The sequence below is a fragment of the Pseudorhodoferax soli genome, assembly GCF_003337555.1.
GTDB classification, from domain to species: domain Bacteria; phylum Pseudomonadota; class Gammaproteobacteria; order Burkholderiales; family Burkholderiaceae_C; genus Pseudorhodoferax; species Pseudorhodoferax soli.
The window spans coordinates 385,227-401,784 of the sequence record NZ_QPJK01000001.1 but is presented as its reverse complement, the minus strand read 5'-3'; the positions used below and the strand labels follow the sequence as shown (position 1 = coordinate 401,784).

Annotated in this window: 16 protein-coding genes; 1 reads left to right on the top strand and 15 read right to left on the bottom strand. The window is 71.2% G+C overall.

What is annotated here, in order from left to right:
- The 4 genes from DES41_RS01750 to DES41_RS01740 are packed head-to-tail and all read right to left on the bottom strand — an operon-like array spanning nucleotide 1 to nucleotide 3,720.
- Nucleotides 1-750: a PP2C family protein-serine/threonine phosphatase gene (locus DES41_RS01750; RefSeq protein ID WP_114465347.1), complete on the bottom strand. Its 750-nt coding sequence runs from the start codon at nucleotides 748-750 to the stop codon at nucleotides 1-3.
- Nucleotides 747-2,177: a type VI secretion system-associated FHA domain protein TagH gene (gene tagH / locus DES41_RS01745; protein WP_170168075.1), complete on the bottom strand. Its 1,431-nt coding sequence runs from the start codon at nucleotides 2,175-2,177 to the stop codon at nucleotides 747-749. Before tagH ends, DES41_RS01750 begins: the two co-directional genes overlap by 4 nt.
- Nucleotides 2,178-2,227: 50 nt before the next feature.
- Complete coding sequence (locus DES41_RS38290; protein WP_170168074.1) at nucleotides 2,228-2,395, bottom strand: hypothetical protein; 168 nt, start codon at nucleotides 2,393-2,395, stop codon at nucleotides 2,228-2,230.
- Nucleotides 2,395-3,720, bottom strand: a complete 1,326-nt coding sequence (locus DES41_RS01740) for a TIGR02270 family protein (protein WP_211332877.1) — start codon at nucleotides 3,718-3,720, stop codon at nucleotides 2,395-2,397. Before DES41_RS01740 ends, DES41_RS38290 begins: the two co-directional genes overlap by 1 nt.
- 106 nt (nucleotides 3,721-3,826) lie before the next feature.
- Here DES41_RS01740 and DES41_RS01735 point away from each other — a divergent pair, with 106 nt between their 5' ends.
- A complete protein-coding gene (locus DES41_RS01735; RefSeq protein WP_114465342.1) occupies nucleotides 3,827-4,813 on the top strand; it encodes a LysM peptidoglycan-binding domain-containing protein in 987 nt (328 codons plus the stop codon).
- Nucleotides 4,814-4,822: 9 nt separating this feature from the next.
- Here DES41_RS01735 and DES41_RS01730 read toward each other — a convergent pair whose 3' ends face one another.
- From DES41_RS01730 to DES41_RS01680, 11 genes are all read right to left on the bottom strand, one after another.
- Complete coding sequence (locus DES41_RS01730; protein WP_114465340.1) at nucleotides 4,823-5,410, bottom strand: hypothetical protein; 588 nt, start codon at nucleotides 5,408-5,410, stop codon at nucleotides 4,823-4,825.
- The gene (locus tag DES41_RS01725) at nucleotides 5,407-6,459 is read right to left on the bottom strand and encodes a polysaccharide deacetylase family protein (RefSeq protein WP_147282788.1); all 1,053 of its coding nucleotides are present in this window, start codon (nucleotides 6,457-6,459) and stop codon (nucleotides 5,407-5,409) included. Before DES41_RS01725 ends, DES41_RS01730 begins: the two co-directional genes overlap by 4 nt.
- A gap of 4 nt (nucleotides 6,460-6,463) precedes the next feature.
- Nucleotides 6,464-8,317 carry a protein kinase domain-containing protein gene (locus DES41_RS01720; RefSeq protein ID WP_114465337.1) on the bottom strand — a complete coding sequence of 618 codons (1,854 nt, stop codon included), beginning with the start codon at nucleotides 8,315-8,317 and terminating at the stop codon, nucleotides 6,464-6,466.
- Nucleotides 8,318-8,362: 45 nt separating this feature from the next.
- Nucleotides 8,363-8,824 (bottom strand): GNAT family N-acetyltransferase, encoded by a 462-nt coding sequence (locus DES41_RS01715; RefSeq protein WP_170168073.1) that lies wholly within the window; start codon nucleotides 8,822-8,824, stop codon nucleotides 8,363-8,365.
- Nucleotides 8,825-8,860: 36 nt separating this feature from the next.
- Nucleotides 8,861-9,553, bottom strand: a complete 693-nt coding sequence (locus tag DES41_RS01710; RefSeq protein WP_114465331.1) for a hypothetical protein — start codon at nucleotides 9,551-9,553, stop codon at nucleotides 8,861-8,863.
- Entirely contained in the window at nucleotides 9,550-10,461 is a 912-nt protein-coding gene (locus DES41_RS01705) for a type VI immunity family protein (RefSeq protein ID WP_114465329.1), read from the bottom strand. The genes DES41_RS01710 and DES41_RS01705 overlap by 4 nt, the downstream gene beginning before the upstream one ends.
- A 9-nt stretch (nucleotides 10,462-10,470) precedes the next feature.
- The gene (locus tag DES41_RS38680; RefSeq protein WP_245965586.1) at nucleotides 10,471-11,439 is read right to left on the bottom strand and encodes a DUF4150 domain-containing protein; all 969 of its coding nucleotides are present in this window, start codon (nucleotides 11,437-11,439) and stop codon (nucleotides 10,471-10,473) included.
- A gap of 80 nt (nucleotides 11,440-11,519) precedes the next feature.
- Nucleotides 11,520-12,575, bottom strand: a complete 1,056-nt coding sequence (locus DES41_RS38970) for a beta-ketoacyl synthase N-terminal-like domain-containing protein (protein ID WP_245965539.1) — start codon at nucleotides 12,573-12,575, stop codon at nucleotides 11,520-11,522.
- Nucleotide 12,576: 1 nt separating this feature from the next.
- Nucleotides 12,577-13,629 carry a DUF2169 family type VI secretion system accessory protein gene (locus DES41_RS01690; protein WP_114465323.1) on the bottom strand — a complete coding sequence of 351 codons (1,053 nt, stop codon included), beginning with the start codon at nucleotides 13,627-13,629 and terminating at the stop codon, nucleotides 12,577-12,579.
- 22 nt (nucleotides 13,630-13,651) lie between these two features.
- The gene (locus tag DES41_RS01685; RefSeq protein WP_114465322.1) at nucleotides 13,652-14,158 is read right to left on the bottom strand and encodes a DUF6484 domain-containing protein; all 507 of its coding nucleotides are present in this window, start codon (nucleotides 14,156-14,158) and stop codon (nucleotides 13,652-13,654) included.
- A gap of 12 nt (nucleotides 14,159-14,170) precedes the next feature.
- Nucleotides 14,171-16,450, bottom strand: a complete 2,280-nt coding sequence (locus tag DES41_RS01680; RefSeq protein ID WP_114466779.1) for a type VI secretion system Vgr family protein — start codon at nucleotides 16,448-16,450, stop codon at nucleotides 14,171-14,173.
- Nucleotides 16,451-16,558: the final 108 nt, after the last annotated feature.

Sequence of the window (16,558 nt, the reverse complement as noted above, 5' to 3'; positions counted from 1 at the left end):
TCAGTCGGCGGCCACGATCCACACCGCGATCGCGCTGTAGTTGTCCTGGTCGCGCCGGCCTTGCGCCGCGATGGCATCGCGCATGGCCGCCAGCCAGGCCTGCGGCGAGTCGGCCGCCACCAGGCTCGCGACGATGCCGGCATCGCCCACGCTGGCCCACCAGCCGTCGCTGCACAGCAGGAACACATCGCCGCTGGCCAGCGGCTGCTCGGCCGTGGTGTGCGGCTGCAGCTCGCCTTCGATCCCCAGCGCGGCCGCCAGGTGGTGCTTGTGCGGGTGGTGCGTGGCCTGCTCGGGCGTCAGCACACCGGCGTCGATGAGGCCCTGCACCAGCGTGTCGTCGCGCGTGACCTGGTCGATGCTGTGGCCGCGCAGGCGGTACAGCCGCGAATCGCCCACATGGCTCCACAGCGCGACACCGCGGCGCGGGTCCAGGCACAGCGCCACCACGGTGGTGTGCATGGGCGCCTGCGCGCGCCGGCCCTCGCGCACCTCGGCATGGGCGGCCAGCACCGCATCGGTCAGCAGCTCTGGCCGCCAGGGCAGCGTGGCATCGCCCAGGCCGGCCTGCAGGCTGCCGACGGCCCGGCGCGCTGCCTCGGCGCCATCGGCATGGCCGCCCGCGCCATCGGCCAGCACGGCGAACCAGGCCGGGCCGTTGTCGCGCATGAGCACCACGTCCTCGTTGATGGCGCGTGTTCCCTGTTCGCTGCAGGCTGCCACCTGCAGGCGCAGAGGTGGTGCCGTCATTGCTTGTCGCCGGCGTGCCGGGCCAGCCGCTGCAACTGCTCTTCGTAGGCTTCGAGGAAGGCCTTGCCGAACAGGGCATGGAAGTCCTCGCGGGCCTCTTCGCGCAGTGCCTCGAAGTGGCGCAGGTACAGCTCCCAGAGCCTGGCCTTGCGGTTCTGCGGCAGCACGCTGTCGAGCACCGAGCGGCCACTGAGCTTGGACTCCAGCACCGTCGGCTCGAAGCGGGCCAGCACGCCCTCCAGCGCAGCGCGCGTGCCGGCCATGCTGCCGATGGTGTGGCCCACCAGGTCCTGCATGGCGTCGTGCATGGCCTCGCCGGCGGGCAGGAAACCGCGCAGCGGTGGGCGCAGCAGCTGCTCCAGCACGGACTGCGCGTCGGGCGAGAACTTGAGCGGGTTGTTGTCGCGCGCGCGGATCATGGTCACGTTGGCGCGCAACTCCTGGCGCGTGGCCGCGCGCACGGCCAGCATCTTCAGGGTGCCGTCGATGGCCGCGCGCAGCAGCTCGCCGACCAGCTGCATGCGTTCGACGCCGCCGCCCTGGGCCGGATCGGGCCGGATGCCGGCGCCGGCGCAGAAGGCGTCCCAGAGCGGGTCGGCGCCCGCGGGGGCGGCCGGCGGCGGCGCGGCCATCGGCGCCGGCATCGGCGCCGGCACCGGCACCGGGCTCGGCACGGGGCGTGGCACGAAAGGCGTCTGCAGCAGCGGCGCATGGTCCGCCTGCGTGGCCGGCGCAGCCGGGTGCGTGGGCGTGGTGCCGGCGGTGCCGGCCAGGAAGCCCGCCATCGCGTCGTGCGTCGGCGTGCCCGACGCCAGGCCGAACATCTCGTCCAGCGAGCGGCCCTCGCTGGCGGGCAGCAGGTCGGCGAAGGGGTCGTCGGCGGTCGCCGCCGGCATGGGCGCGGGCGCCGGTGCGCGCCGGCTGTCCGCGCGCGCGGCGAAGGGATCGAAGTCGTCGGGCAGCAGCGCGGCTGCCGGCGCTGCACGGGCGGGCGGCGCCCGGGATGGCGTGGTGCCGGCGCCGAGCAGGTCCGCGAAGGGATTGCCCGCACCGACCGGCATGGCCGGCGCTGCCGGCCGCAGCAGCGTGGCCCCTGCATCGGGCTCCAGGCCGGCCACCACCTCCAGCCGGTAGCCGCCGATGCGCACCTCGTCGCGCGCCTGCAGCGGTGCCGATTCGCCCTGCAGCAGCGGCTGGCCCGCGACCACGATGGGGTTGGCGCTGCCGATGTTGCGGATCAGGAAACCGCCCTGCGGCCGGGCCTGGATCTCGGCCTGCTGGCGCGAGATGTGGCGCTCCGGGTCGGGCAGGGCCAGCGTGTTGTGGTCGGCCCTGCCGATGGTGCCGCCCCGGCCGTCGAACTGGGCCGTGATCGGCTGGGTCAGCGGCAGCTCGTTCAGCGACACCGCGCGCAGGGTCAGGGTCATGGTGAAGCGCTCCTTCGGCCCGGCCATGGTGGGGCCGCAGGGCGCCGCGCTCAATGTCCGAAAGTCATGGCCAGCCAGGTGGCGACGGCGCCGAACACCAGCGCCAGCCAGGCCCAGGTGCGCACCGCGCCGTCGGCGCGCCGCAGCCGCAGTGCGCGCACCGCGGCCGCCACCAGGAAGGCAACGGCCAGCAGTGCGAACACCAGATCGGTGTGCATCAGCCGCCGCGGCCTGGCAGGCCGAGCAGGCGGCGCTGCCGCCAGGTCGGAGCTGCCACGTTGAACAAGGCCTGCCCCGGCTGCAGCAGCACCAGCCGCTGGGCCGCGAGCGCGCGCTGGCGCTGGGTGCCCGTGCGCAGCACCTGGCCCAGGTGCTCGGGCGTCGGCGCTGCGCCAACGAAGCAGGGCGCGGCGCCTGCGAAGGCGGATGCCTGCGCCTGCCACCAGCGCTGCACGCGCGGCGGGTCGGGCCAGGGCAGGTTCTCGTCGTCGTCCAGCGCCACGTCGTCGTCGTCCGGGTCGTCGTTGGGGCCGGCCGCGAAGTCCGCGGGCGCAGGCCGTTCCAGCGCCAGCGCCGCCAGGTCGGCGCCGGTGATGGTGGAGAAGGCCTCGCCGGCCACGCGTGCCAGCGCAGCATCTTCCATGCGTTCGATGAGCCAGGGCACGAGCCGCGCGTCGCCGAGCCAGCCGATGGCGCGCACGGCCTCGCGCGGGGCCATGGGCATCAGCTGGCGCAGCTGCGCGCGCGCCTGTTCGGGCGCCAGCGCCTGCACGGCCAGGGGGCGCAGCAGGTCGCAGGCGGCGGGCGTGGCGAAGGCCGCCTGCGCGAGGGTGCGCAAGGCCGCACCACGGTCGCCGAGCAGGCAGGCGGCATGGGCGGCGGCTGCAGCCAGGGAGGGCGTGTCCAGCGCGGCCAGCACCAGCGGCAGCAGGTCCCTGCGGCCCAGCGCGGCCGCGGCGCGCAGCGCGGCCAGGCGCAGCACGGGGTCGGCTTCGCGCAGGGCCTTGGCCAGCGCCGGGCCGGGATCGACGCGGTGCAGCCGGCAGGCGTCCATGCCGAGCGCGCGCTGCCAGGGCAGGGCCGCGGCCAGCAGCGCACGCACGGGTTCGCGCAACAAGGGCGCGCTGGTCCAGCCCAGCGCCGAGACGATGCCGCGCCGGGCCTCGGGCGCGGTGGGCGCAAGCGCCAGCACGCGTTGCTGCATGGCCGCGTCCTGCGCCTGCAGCGCGGCGGTCAGGGCCGCGAAGACCTCGCCGCAGCCGGGCTGCTCCAGCGCGGCCTGCGCCCGTGCCTGGCCGTACTCCCCGGCCACGGCCAGGCCGTCCAGGTGGGCGTCCAGCCGCTCGTCGAGACGGCCCAGCTGCAACAGCCGCACATGCGGCGCGCGCACCAACACCGAGCGCACGTGGCGCAGGTGCAGCGCATCGTCGGCATGCTGCTGGACGATGGCCGCGATCGGCGGGCGCTGCAGCACGGGGCGCGGCGCGGGCGCGGCGGTGGCGGGCTCGGCCTGCATGGGAACCGGGGCGAAGGGCGCTTGCACGAGGGCATGCTGCGCGTGGGGAGCGCCCCACGGCAATGTCCGAAAGTCACCTGCGCAATGCGCACGCGGCTCCCATACTGCAGGCGTCGCATCGAGAGCGTCTTCCATGCCGAAACCATCCCTGGTCTTCGTGGCGGTGCTGGTGCTGCTGGCCGGCTGTGCCGCACCGCCTTCACCGGCACCCGCGCCGGTGCCCACCATGCCGGCGGCCCCGCCACCGCCGCCCGAGCCCGAGCCCCCGCCGCCGCGCGCGCCGCAGCGCCCTGCCACGGCGGCCGAGGCGGCGCAGGCGCAGAAGATCGCGCGGGCCGTGATCGACCTGCTGGAGGCGGGCAAGGAGGACGAAGCGCGCGCCGAACTGGAACGCGCGCTGGCGCTGGACTTCAACAACAAGCTGGCCGTGAACCTGATGCGCCAGATCACGATGGACCCGGCCGAACTCGGCCGCGAGTCCTTCAACTACACGGTGCGGCCCAGCGACACGCTGTCGCGCATCGCCCAGCGCTTCCTGAACGACCTCTACGCCTTCTACATCCTGGCGCGCTACAACGGCCTCTCCGTGCCCAAGCAGATCAGCAGCGGGCAGGTGCTGCGCATCCCCGGCAGGCCTCCCGCGGGCGGCACTGCCGCCGCGCCCGAGCCCACAGCGCGGCCGCCGGCACCAGCGCCCAGCCGGGCCGCCCCTGCACCAGCGCCACCACCAGCACCGGCCGAGCCGCCTGCCGCAGCGCCCGCACCGGTACCGCAGCCGCCCGCGGCACCGGCGCCAGCGCCCGAGCCCTCGCCGGGCGAGCAAGCGCTGCGCAGCGCAGAGGCGGCCGAACGCGCAGGCCAGGCCGAACGCGCGCTGGCCGAGTACGAGCGCGCGGCCGCACTCGACCAGCCGGGTGCCAAGGCACGCGCGGATGCCGCGCGCAAGCGCCTCGTGGAACGCCACAGCCTGGCCGCGCGCTCGGCCTTCGCCCGCCAGGACTTGGCCGGCGCCATCCGCGGCTGGGACCGCGTGCTCGAACTCGAACCGGCGAACGAGACGGCGCGGCTGGAACGGCAGAAGGCCCAGCAGCTGCAGGAGCGGGCCGACAAGCTGAAATGAGCGCGTGGCTCAGGGCACGTCGGCCTTGTTGCCCGCGGGCGGCTTCGCCGCCGGCCGCAGCCGTGGCGGCGCAGCCTCCAGCCCGTCGCGCCGCTGGATGGTGAGGCGCGAGGGCTTGCCCAGGTACATGCGCCGGTTGCGCTCGCGTTCGAGCGCGCGCAGTGCATCGGCTGCCTGCGCATGGTCGGGCTGCAGCGCCAGCGCGCGCAGGTAGTGGGTGGCGGCCTGGTCCGGCGCGCCGCGCCTCTGGGCCGCTTCCGCGCGTTCCAGTTGCTCGACCACCGCGGCGGCGATGCGCTGGCGCAGCGCGGCAGCGCGTTCGCGGTACGGCGCATGCGCAGGCCGCAGCACCACCAGAACCTCCCAGGTCCAGGCCGCGTCGGCCCACTGGCCCTCGTCTTCCAGTTGCAGTGCGCGCACCCGCTGCAGGCCCTCGAAGCGGCCGACGGCCTGCTCCTGCTGGCCGGGCGACGGGGCGGCCGCGCGGTCCGCGGGCGGCCCGGAGGGGGGCGCGCTGGCGCAGCCGGACAGCGCCAGCGCGCAGGCGGACAGCGCCAGCGCGCAGGCGGCCAGCAGCGGCGCCGACGCTGCCCTCATGGCTGCGCGCCGATGCGCCGGCTGGTCTGCAGGCGCGCCCGGAACGCCTCCATGTCGTGGTCGCCGAAGACCATCGTTCGCCGCAGCATGAACGGCTGGGCGAAGAACGCATTGCCGCCCGGCGTGACGGTGACGGCCAGCGTGTAGTGCTGGCGCGCCAGCAGGTCGAGCACCTGTTCATTGGCGTCGCCGAACGGGTAGGCGTAGTGCTGCACCGGCGTGGGCAACCGCTGCTGCAGCAGTTCGCGCGGCACGCGGATCTCCTGGTCCAGGCTCTGGCGGTAGCGCTCGTCGCTCTCGCCGCCCTGGCGCTCGATCAGGTTGCGGTGCGTCTTGGAATGCACCTGCACGTCGACGAGGCCCGATGCCGACAGTTCCTGCAGCTGCGGCCAACCCACGGCGAGCCCGGCGCCGATGAAGTCGGTGTAGACGAACAGCGTGGCGGGCAGGCCGAGCCGGCGCAGCACCGGCCAGGCATGCTGGTGGAACGAGGCATAGCCGTCGTCCACCGTGACGACCACGGCGCGCGGCGGCAGCGCGGCGCGGCCCGCGAGGTAGTCGCCCAGTTGCGCGAGCCGGACCACGCGGTAGCCGTTGTCCACCAGCCATTGCATCTGCTCGGCGAAGCGCGCCGGCGTGACCGTCATGCGGCCGCCGCCACTGCCGAAACGGTGGTAGCACAGCACGGGCACGGTCTGGTAGCTGTCACCGGAGATGCCACCCGGGTTGGGGCTCGACAGCGGCACCACCAGCGGCACACCGGGCTGCGGCTGGGCAATGCCGCCATTGGCCGCGGCGATCTGCCAGTCTTGCTCCTCGCCGCCCAGCCATTGCGCGGCGACGCTGCGCAGCGTGTCGCCGCTGCGCGGCAGGTAGACCAGCAGGCGCTCGCCGCGCGCGACCACGCCGTCCTGCGCGGCAGGCACCGCGGCCACAGGCGTTGCCGGGGCGGCCGCAGGCGGTGCCATCGGCCCGGTGCCGCAGGCCGCCAGCAGCAGTGCAGGCACCAGGGCCGAAGCAGCGCGCAGCAGGCAGGGCAACGGCCGCATGGCGTCAACCCGGTTGTTCGGCCGGGGGCGGGGCCTCGGCAGCCGGCGGCGCAGCACGCTCCTGCAGCGTTTGGGCCATGCGGTCGAAGGCCGCGTAGAGCTGGCCGAACTCGTCCTTGCGCTGCTCGCTGATGCGGAAGTCCAGCCGCCCCGCGGTGATCTCGTCCATGGCTTCGCCGACCAGCCGGATCGGCCGCGCGAACCAGGTGCCCACCAGGTACATGGCCAGCGCCACGGCCGCCACCGTGACCAGGGCCAGCACCGCCATCAGCCACTGCGACTGGCGCGCCACGGCGGCCAACGCGCGCTCGGGCAGGCCCAGCACGACCTGGCCCACGGCCTTGCCCTGGAAGGTGATGGGCGCCGAAAAGCCCAGCACGGTCTCGCCGCCAGCCTCGTAGCGCGTGCGCTGCACGCCGCCGGCCTCGCCCAGCGCCTCGCCGGCCGGCGCGCGCCAGGGCTGGCCCACCAGCTCGGGCCGGCTCGCGGCGCGCACCACGCCGCCGCGGTCGGTCACGGTGATGCTCTCGAAATCGCGCGTCTGCATGAGGTTCTGCAGCGCCACGTCGACCACCACCCAGTCATCGGACAGCGCCGGCACCGCGTTCTGCGCCGCGATGAAGCGCGTCAGCGCGGCGCCCGAATCGCCCACCTGGGCCATCAGCGCGGCCTGCTGGCGCTGCACGATCACCGAAGCCGTGATGGCCATCACCACGGCCACGATCAAGGCCATGAGGCCAGCCCATTTGAGCCGCAGCGGCACGCCGCGCGCCTGCGTGCCTTCGCCCGCGCGCGCCTGCTCGTCCATCTCGGCCAGCACGCGCTGCAGCGCCTCGGCCAGCGCCGCGCCGCTCTGGTGGCGCCGCTCGGGTGCCTTGGCCAGGCAGCGGTCGACCACGCGGCGCAGCGCGGGCGGTACCTCGGGGCGCAGCTTCTCGATCGGCGTCGGGTCTTCCTTGGAGATCTTCAGCGCCAGCGTGACCACGCTGTCGCCCTGGAAGGGGCGCTGCCCGGTCAGCATCTGGTAGAGCACGATGCCGGCCGTGAAGAGGTCCGAGCGGCCGTCGATCTTGCCGCCCTGCATCTGCTCGGGCGACATGTACTGCGGCGTGCCCAGCACGTCGCCCACGCGCGTGCGCTGCTCGCCTGCCGAGGTGGCCACCATGTGCGCGATGCCGAAGTCCATCACCTTGATGGTCTGCCCGCCGTGCAGCCGCGCCATGTTGCCGGGCTTGATGTCGCGGTGCACGATGCCGCGCTGGTGGGCGTAGTCCAGCGCCTGCGCGAGCTGGATGCCCATGACCACCACGTCGCGGACCGGCAGCGGCTGGCCGCCTTGCAGCAGGTCGGCCAGCGGATCGCCGTCCAGCAGCTCCATCGCCATGTAGGGGCGGCCGTCGATCTCGCCGACGTCGTGCACGGTCACGATGTGCGGGTGCGACAGGCCGCCGGCCGCGCGCGCCTCGCGCAGGAAGCGCGTGCGGTACTCCTCGTCCTCGCACAGCGAGGCGTGCAGGAACTTGATCGCCACGTCGCGGCCGATGTCGGGGTCGTGCGCGCGGAACACCGTGGCCATGCCGCCGCGCCCGAGCTTGGCGAGGATCTGGTAGCGGCCGACCTGGCGCACCTCGAGGTCGGCCGCGTGGGCGCTGCCGCCCGGCAGGGTCAGGCCGCTGCCGCGGGTGTGTGGGGTGCGGGTGCTGGTCTGGGTGTGCAGCCGGGTGTGGGTCGGCGGCGCGCGCGGGCCGGAGGTGTGGGGCGCGATGCGGGTGGCATCGGCGTCGAGCGGCGTGGCCTGTGCATCCGCCTCAGGCGGGGCGGAAACGTGCAGTGTCTCGTCGCGGGCGGCTTCGGGCATGGGGGCATGCTGAACGCGGCGCCGCGGCGCGGCAATGAACGAAAGTCATGGCGCGCGCAGCATGCCGGCGTAGATGCCGGGCGTGGAGTTCGGGATCTCCATGGCGCCCGCGACCTGGCGAAAGAACTCGGGCGCGCCGACGGCACCGGCGATGGCGTAGCCGTAGCCCATGGCGCGCATGTCGTGCAGGCAGGCCAGCAGCAGGGCTGCGCCGATGCCGCTGCGGCGGGCGGTGTCGCGCACGCCGATGGGGCCGACGAAGCCGCGGGCGGTGGCGTCGTAGGCGCAGAAGCCCAGCAGTTCGGCGGGGTTGCCGCGGGTGGCGATGAAGAGGGTGAGAGGGCGGTTGGCGAGGGCGGCGCGGGCTTCGCTGGCCCAGGCGGGGGAGAAGTGGTGGGCGATCCAGGCGGTGACGAGGTTGTGTTCGGGAGCGAGGGGTTTGCGCACGGCCAAGGCAAGCAGAGCGGGGACGGCGGGCGCAGCGTGCAGGGCGATGAGCATGTCCATGGTGTGGTCGTCAACGGATGTGCACTCCTGCATGCATCATTCGATGCGCAAGGTGGCTTGTGCGAACGGCCCGCCGAGCTGGTGCACCATGCGCGCCAGCGCCTCGAAGGCCAGGTCATCGACCTGCGCGCTGGCCAGCGCCAGCCAGCACAGATCGCCATTGACCTGGAGGCCGCCGTTGGGGATCAGCAGAGATGGAACGGGGTCGCCGTCGGCAGCGAAGCCGCCCAACGCACCGACCGACAACCAGATGTCGATGACGTCGTCGAGCGCATCCTGCGCACCGGGATGCAGCACGCTCGGCAGCTCGATCTCCACGGACAGCGCATCGGCTTCGCGCCAGTCGGCGATGCCGAACGCATCGAGCGGTGCTTCCGACACGGGCGGCATCCACTCGCACCAGTCCGTCATCCCGCCGCGCCCGACAAGGGCTCGGTCGGGCGGTGTCGGCAGGTGGCGGAGCATGCCTTTCAGCACGCCCAGCCACTGAGGCTGCATGGGCAGCGGCAGCGGCGACCAGGTGAGCACGCCGGCCCTGGGTGCACTGCCTATGGGATCGAGACTGCTCTGAGCCGGCCCAGGCTCCAGGGTCTCGAGCAGGGAAACGAACATCATCACGCAGATCTCGCACAGGTCCGCGCTGTCTTTGGGTACGCTGCCCTGGTCCCAGTGGACCGCCAGCTCGGACCACCGGTCCGGGAAGCTGCGCTGGACGAGCAAGCGGGTCATGGCGCCGTGCCATCCAGACGGGACAACCAGACATCCGTTTCCACATCGAACGAATCGAGCGGCAGGGGAATGTCGACCCACCGTGTCATGCGCAAGGGGCGCAGCACCTTGGCGGCGTGCCGCAGGCCGGCAATGTCCGGCGCGCGCCGGTTCACGTCGCCCAATGGCGGCAGGTTGCCCGCGATCAGCAGGCGGCCACCGTGCTCCAGATCGACTTCGCGGTAGCCGGCAGGCGCACCGGTGGCGGTGGCGAGGCGAGGCGCCAGCGGCTGCGAGAGGAAGGTCAGCCAGCCCGGCCCCTTGATGTGCTCCCGCAGGTAGGCGTAAACGGCCCGGTTGGGCAGGTCCAGGCCCAGGTGGCGCATGCAGGTCGCGAACAGCCTGGGCCCGCAGGCCTGTTCGAAGTCGTCGCCCCAGATGACCCCCATGCCCAGACCCGCGCTGGCGTGCACCAGTCCATCGGTCTGCAGCAGCGCCGTGAACTCCTGCAGCAGTTCGGCCGCTAGTGCAGGCGTGACGGCGCTGTCCAACGCCCGGCACATGACGACTGCGCTGGAAACCGCGTCGTTGTCGGGCCACAGGTCGATCTCCAGGGTGTGCGCGCCCAGTTCGTAGCCTGGTGCGGAGTTGATCCAGTAGTACTCGTTCTTGGCGCTGCAGCGCACGAGCGCCGCATCGATGCGTTGGCGGTCCTTCGGTGCAAGCGGGCGGGGCGACAGCGCGCTGCGGTTGACATAGTGCAAGGGCGCGTCCGCGGGGACACGGTCGAGCCAGTTCCGGTAGAGCACATGTGCCTGGCGCGCGAAAGCGGCGCCGCCGTACAGTTGGACGGTGATGCAGGCCCGCGCGACGCGCTGGCTGGATTCCTCCGTGCGCACGCCGATGTCAAACGAAGACCAGTCGGTCATGGGTGTGCCTCAGTAGGCATGAAAGCCGCCCGGCGTGATCGACAGGGTCCGCTTGGAGCTTCCGGTTCCCTGGTTTAGCGCCTGGTAGGTCTCACGCTGGTCTTTGCTCATTCTGGTGTTGGAATTGCCCTTGGACAGTTTGTTCCTCGAGCCACGCTTGTGCCCCGAGGGCTGGCCCTTGGGGCAGGGGAACTTGAAGTCTACGAACAACTTCTTGCCGCCGCCCAGGTTGATCGCCGCATCGGGGAAGACGCGGCCCTTGAGCGCCTTGCCGATGGCCCTGGAGACGGCCTTGCGTGCGGCCTTGCCGGTCAGACCTGCCGCCTTGGCGGATGCCGCGCCCTGGGCGGCTGCCGCCTGGATGATGCCGCTGCGCCCGGGGCCTGGCGGCGGTGTCACATAGCCCGGGTCGGGTGGGACCGGTGGCTTGGGATAGCCGCACTCCGGCTCGGGATGACCCGGCGGCGCAGGAGGCGGGGTCTTGTGGGGATTCTTTTTGCGGTAGTCCTCGATCTTCTCCTCCATGCAGGCATGCTTTTCCCGGCCGAGCTGCTGGCACGACTTCTTCTTCCCACCCTTGGACTTCGGTACAGAGCCGTCGCATTCCTTGACCCATGCCTGCAGCGTCAGCAACGCTTCACGGGGGCTCTGGAATTCGCCGGCCAGGTCCACCGTGTTCTCGTGGTTCTGCAGCTTTTTGTCGGTCAACCGGCAGGCGTTCTGGCCATCCATCTTGACGTCGAAGGAGTACAGGATCCAGGTGCTCTCCTTCATGAAGGTCGACGAATTGACGCCGCCCGCCACGCCGGGGTTGTCGCCGTTGGACAGGCTGAACTCGCTGCCCTTGGTGGCGATCATCATGCCGCCATCGGCCTTGACGGTCGTCGTGCCCTTGGCCAGCGTGGCAGACTGCGAGATGTTTGGATATGGGAGCGGAACCGGTCCGCCGGGCGACGGAGTTTTGCAGACGTCCGGCATGGTCGCGATCGAGAAGCCGCTGCTGCCCTTGTGGACCAGCGAGTTCATGGTGCCGTTGACCTTGATGGTCACCGCCATGCTCAGTTCCTCCTTGCTGTGGCGAGCAGCGTCGCGGCGCGCTCGCCGTGCTCCGAGCTGGCCCAGGCGAGCGCCATGTCGCCCCGGCTGTAGCCCTTGCATCCGGCCACGGTGGCCAAGCACAGGTGCAGGGGGCCGCCGGCGGCGGCGACGTCCCCCCAGCAATCGGCCGGGGCGACGAATCCGGAAGCCGCGACGAAGCTTGCCTGGGTCCGCATCGCGGTGAAGCCGAATTCGTCCGCCCGATAGGGTTCGCCATTCAGGTCGCAGTAGACGTCGCTGATCTGAGTGCCATCGGGCAGGCCGCCGAGCGCGTTCCGGAACGCCTGGGTCAGACCCTCGCCGATGCAGACGGTCTGCGTCTTGATGCGTTTGTCCTCCATGGCCGTGCCGGTACCCAGCACATGGGCCAGCGGCTGCAGGCCGCTGGCCCGCGCCTTGGCCTGCCGCATCAACACCAGCGCAGCAGCGCCTTCGCCCGGGATGAAACCCCAGGCATTGTTGGAGGGCCCAGCACCATGCAGCTGGCTGCAGCCCTCCAGCCATTCCAATGCCAATGGGGCGATGTAGCTGTCGACGCCTGCGACCAGACAAACGTCGAGCGTGCCCTGCTCCAGCTTGTTCACCGCAGCCTGCATCGCCAGCAGCCCGGCAGCGTGGCCGGCGGTGAAACAAGCTGCGCTGCCCAGCGCATCGCCGTAGTGGTGCTGCAGGCGCCTGCGCATCTGCTGGGGCAGGCTCTCCGGAAAGCCTGGCCGGGCGCTCGGCAGGCCCAGTGCGATGGCCATCCGCAAGGGCGCCAGGCTGGCGCTGCTCACGGGTGCGAGTGCCTCGTCGATGGCGGGGAACAGCAGCGCCGCGAGCCGGTCTGCGCCGTCCAGTCCGATGTCCAGCCAGGGTGCGATCGCGGCACGCATGGGTTCGCCGGCCGTGTCGAGCATGTAGGGGTGCTGCACGAAGCCGGAGATGCCGGCGCGCACCGCGGCTGCGCTGGCCCAGACGTCGCGGCCCAGTGGAGTGCAGGCACCCATGGCAACGATCACGGCATGCTCGCGCATCTCAGGCCAGTTCCAGGTCGGCATCGTCGGGCTGCCGGTTGCCGGTGCTGAGGTCGATCTTCAGCGTGACGATGGTCCGCTCCAGCTGGTGCACCCGGAAGTGGCAGGGCAGCATGCTGTGCCACACCAGCGAGACCCGTGGAAGGTCCGGCTCGAGGATGACCGTGTGCAGGCGTCGGTGCTGGTGCAACTGGTGGCTGCCGTCGTCGAAACGGGTGTCAAAGCCCAGAGACAGCTTGGGCAGCGTGAAATGGATGCGCCCGCGCGGATGCAGGTTGAGCAGGGTCACCGGCTCACCGCCGCGCAGGAACTCTTGCGTCTGCTGGTCGGCCGGCGCGCACTGGAAGTGCCGGTCGTCCAGGTCGTCCGCCAGCAGGGGCTGGCGCGTTGCCATCCAGTGCGCGTCGTAGGTTCCTGCATAGCCCGCGCGCGGTTGCCAGTGGCTGGCAATCGGGCCGAAGCCCGCAGGTGGTGGACGGTCACGCCAGGAGCCGATCAAGCGATCGGGATACTCGATGTTCGGCAGCCTCATGCCCGTGGCGTGGTCGCTGGACACGGCGTAGCCGCAGCCGACCGGGTTCCGCCAGTCCCAATCCTTGTCCGGCATGCGCGATTTCGCGTCGACGCCTCCGTAGGCTCGCTCGTACACCAGTGGCATTTTCTGGAATGGCTCTGGCGCCGAGGGGCCGAAGCTTCCCCACACCCTGTCGCCGAAGACGCGCAACACCTTTTGCAGTGAACCGACCCGCAAGCCGACATCGGTTCTGACCACTGCCGTGCCTGCCGGTGCCCAGGCGTGGCCGACGACGAGCACGTCGGAGGTCTTCTTGGTCAGCACCAGGTCCGCTTCATACCGGATGCTGCTTGCGCCCTCTACGCCGTGGTAGAGCGGTAGCCTCAGCACAGGGGGTTGCTCCCGCGCGACCTCGAGCTTGCCATCGGCGGTGATGTCGAAGCTGGCCTTCACGGCCACCAGCCAGATCTCGGTGCCGTCACGTCCTCGCACCCAGCTGCGTTCTGCGGCAAATGGAGTTCGGTTGTCGATCTGCCACATGGCTGTTGCGCGCGGGACGGCATCAGTTGATGTCGATGGCCGCGCCCTTGATCTTGTGGTGACCGGTCGACCGGCTCAGGATGTAGTTGCCCTGCACAATGATCTTGCCAGCACGTGTCAGCGTGATGCTGGCGTCGCCACAGCGCAGCACGATCTCGCGTTCGGCCTCAATCACGTGGCGCTCGCCGTCGGCAACGACCGCCATTCCGCCATCATGCGGCGTGGCTGGCGCGGCCGCAGGGGCGATGACGCCGATGATGATCGGCGGGTCCGTGTCGGCTTCTGCGAGCAGCACCACCACATCCAGACCCACCATCGCGTGTTGCAACGCCACGGTGCTGCGCGCAGCCATCACCAGGCCTGGGCGTGCCGCGATCCCGCCGACCAGGGCTTGCTCCCACAGATCGAAGCCTGCCAGCCGGGCCACGGCCACCGTCGATGCAGCTGCACCGCGCATCGCCGTCGCGCACAGATCCTCGGACGCGTCGGGCATTGCCAATTGCAGGAACGGGTCGTGTGCACGGTCCATCGAATGTGCTCCTCAGTTCAGTCCGATCTTGGAGCCCTTGACGGCGACGGCTCCGCTAGCCTTCACATTGATCTTTCCCGATCCATCGATCAGGATGTCCTTGCCCTTGATGGTGATCGTGCCGTCCTTCTTCATCGTGAGACTGGCGCTGCCGGTCTTGATCGACACGGAGTCGCCCGCATCGATCACCAGGTTCTTGCCCACCTTGAGCGCATCGTCGTCGGCCACCGACACGCTGCGCCCTTTGCCGACCTTGGTGCTCTGCGCGCCTCCCACCTGCAGGCTGCGGTCCGAGCCCACGTCGGTGCTCTGCTTGGCGCCCACGCTGGTCGACTGGTTCGCGCCCACCGTGATGGTCTGCGCCGCCCCCACCGCCACCACCTGCATCGCGCCGATGGCGATCTCCTGCGCCGCGCCGATGGCGATGGTCTCGTTCACGCCCACCGTGTGCGTGCGCTGCAGCGCCACGGTGGCGGTCTCGCTGGCGCCCACGGTGATGGTGCGGTTCGAACCGATGGAGATGGTCTCGTTCGCCCCCACGGTCTCGGTGCGGTTGGCACCGACGGTGATGGTCTCGTTGCTGCCCACGGTCTCGGTGCGGTTCACGCCGATGGCAATGGTCTCGTTGTTGCCGACCTGCTCGCTGCGGTCCACGCCGATGGTGATGGTCTCGTTGTGGTCCACCGTCTCCGTGCGGTCGTGCTTCACATGCACCGTCTCGTCGTGGTCGATGGTCTTGGTGCGGTCGTGCCCGACCCAGTGCGTCTCGTCGTTCTCGACCTCGATGTCCTGGTTCTTCTCGGCATGCAGCCAGACCTGCTCGCTGCCCTTCTTGTCCTCGAAGCGCAGCGCGTTGGCGTTGGCCACGGCGCCGCCCTTGCTCGAGCGCGTGAGGATGCCGCTCTGCGTGGCGTTGGCTGGCAGCGTCCAGGGCGGCATCTGCTCGGCGTTGTAGACGCGGCCGGTGACGAGCGGCTGGTCCGGGTCGCCTTCCAGGAAGTCGACCACCACCTCCTGGCCGATGCGGGGGATGTGGATGGCGCCGTAGTTCTTGCCCGCCCAGGGGTGTGACACGCGCACCCAGCAGGAGCTCTTCTCGTCCTTCTTGCCCCGCCGGTCCCAGTGGAATTGCACCTTCACGCGCCCATATTTGTCGGTGAACAGCTCCTCGCCGCTGGGGCCGGTGACCACCGCCGTCTGCGGCCCCTGCACGAAGGGCTTGGGCGTGCGGCGCGGCGGGCGGAACTGCTGGCCTGAGGGGATGGCGGAGAACTCGCACTGCCAGCTGCCGGCGCTGCCGCCGGTCTCGTAGGCATCGTTGCGCGCGTGCACAGTGGTCTGGGTCACCAGGTATTCGGCGTTCTGGCTCTCGCGCGGGTGGCGCTCCAGGTTCAGCAGCCGGCCGGCTTCGACGCCGTGTGCGTTGCTGCTTCCGTGCGCGGTGTCGTAGCGGGTCTGCTGCTCGTCCAGCCGGGCCTCGGCCCACTGCTTGCCGTCGGGGGCCTGCACGTAGTCGCCCTGCCAGTCGTATTGCTCCAGCGTGCCGATCTTGTAGGGCGGCTTGGTCTCGGCCTTGACCTCCAGCGGTGTCGACGGGCGCTCGAAGTCGTAGCTGCGCAGCAGCGTGTGGTCAGTCTCCACGCCGCTGGCGAACTGCCAGCCCGAGATGCACTCGACATCCGGCGGCGCCTCGCCGGGGTTCTCGTAGTAGGGCAGCGCCTTGCAGTCGGGCGCGGCGTCGTGCGCGCTCCTGGAGTCCACCAGCACCAGCTTGTGCTGGCCCTCGCCGTGTTCCACGTACCAGTAGATGCCCTCGTGCTCGAGCAGGCGGGCGACGAAGTTGTAGTCGCTCTCGCGGTACTGCACGCAGTAGACCCACTTGCGGTAGCTGCGGAAGAGGTTGAACTTGAAGCTGGCGCCGCCGTGGTCCTCGAACACCTTCTTCACGATGTCGGGCACGCTCAGGTCCTGGAAGATGCGGCAGTCCGTGGTGCGTGTGAGGAACCACAGCCAGGGCCGCACGCTGGCCTGGTAGCCGTAGTAGCGGCCGCTGCGCGCACCGATCGAGAAGCGCGTCACATGGCCGTGGAAGTGGCGCTTGGCGTCGCCCTGCAGCTGCACCGTCACGCCCACGGTCTTGCCGAGCAGGTCTTGCGGCTTCAGGTCGGGCTTGGCGCTGACCAGGGCCAGCTGCATCTCGCCGAGCATGCTCAGGCCTTCGGAGCAGCGCATGGACTCGAACAGCAAGTCCTCGGGCGGCAGCGGGGAGGTGAGGGTGATCGGGGCCGGCATGGTGCTGGTGCAGTCCATGCAACGGTAGGGGGCGGGGGCGGGGCGGGCAACAGACTAAAGTCATCGGCGCGGGCCCGCGCCCGGCGGCGGACCGCGCAGAATCTGCCG